Below are 1,032 nucleotides of genomic sequence, written 5' to 3'. Positions count from 1 at the left end.
GACCCGGTCGCCTGCTCCGGCCCGGTGCTGGCCGGGCTGCGCGGGGCGCTGACCGGCGCGCAGCTGCTGGTGCGGCGCTGGGTCTCCACCGGCGGCGGCCCGCTGCCCGACGCGGAGGAGGACGATCCCGCCGAGGCGCACGAGCGGATCGCCGACCCGGCGCACCTGGACGAGTGGCACGCCCACCTCGCCGTGGTCGCCTGGTGGACGCTGCACCTGTGGCAGCAGGCGGCCTGGGCGGTGTACGCGCACGCGGAGGTCCGGGCCGAGGCCCGCGCGTCGGGCGTGACCGAGGTGATCCTGGAGCTGTTCGACCGCTACCAGGGCGAGCAGCACGACTTCAAGGGCCTGGTCCACCTGGCGCTGATGCTGGACGACGAGCCGCTGCTGGTGCTCGACCGCCCCACCGGCACCGGCTACCTGCTGCGGATGAGCGGCCTGAGCGACACCTTCCAGCTGCACACCCTGCTCGCCGACGTGCTGATCGGCGGCGGCCACCTGCCCGGCACCCCGCAGGACCGGGAGGTGGTGGCACTGGCCCGGACGGCGTTCCTGGACGGCCGCCGGGTGATCGCCACCGGCGCCTTCAACCTGGTCGCTCCGGACGGCTCCTGGATCTGGAACGAGGGGACGCCGAGCGACGTCCCGGTGGTGGACGGCGTGCGCACCCTGGTGCTGGAGCCGCTGCCGTACGAGCGGAGCTGGTCGGCCGGGCGGTTCATCCAGGAGGTCCCGGGCGACCTGCGGCTGGAGCGGGTGCTCGACCCGGCGGAGGCCGCCCGCCGGCTGGCCGCCACGGTGCCGGGGCAGACGCCCGCCGAGGCGTTCCGGTAGAGGCCCCGGCGGCCCCGTCCGTTCGCCGGGTTATGGTCGGAAACGGACACAGCCCCGAGGAGTGGAGTCGACGATGGCGAAGGTCCCGAACGTGCTCGCGGCCGCCGCGCCCGCCGCGCTGACCGCGGCGAGCGGTCTGGTCGGCGGTTACGGCGTCGCCCGCTGGAGCGGCCGGCGCGAACTGGGCGGCGCGGTGCT

At 75.8% G+C, this 1,032-nt stretch carries 1 protein-coding gene; it reads left to right on the top strand.

Annotated features, from left to right (window positions below):
• Positions 1-834: hypothetical protein (locus tag KS423_RS46135; protein WP_224285610.1), on the top strand; the 834-nt coding region annotated here is incomplete at its 5' end.
• Between the last annotated feature and the right edge of the window lie 198 nt (positions 835-1,032).

It is taken from the genome of Streptomyces sp. LS1784, from assembly GCF_020103755.1.
Lineage (GTDB): Bacteria > Actinomycetota > Actinomycetes > Streptomycetales > Streptomycetaceae > Kitasatospora.
The sequence above is the reverse complement of the archived record's forward strand: the minus strand, read 5'-3'. Positions and strand labels throughout refer to the sequence as shown.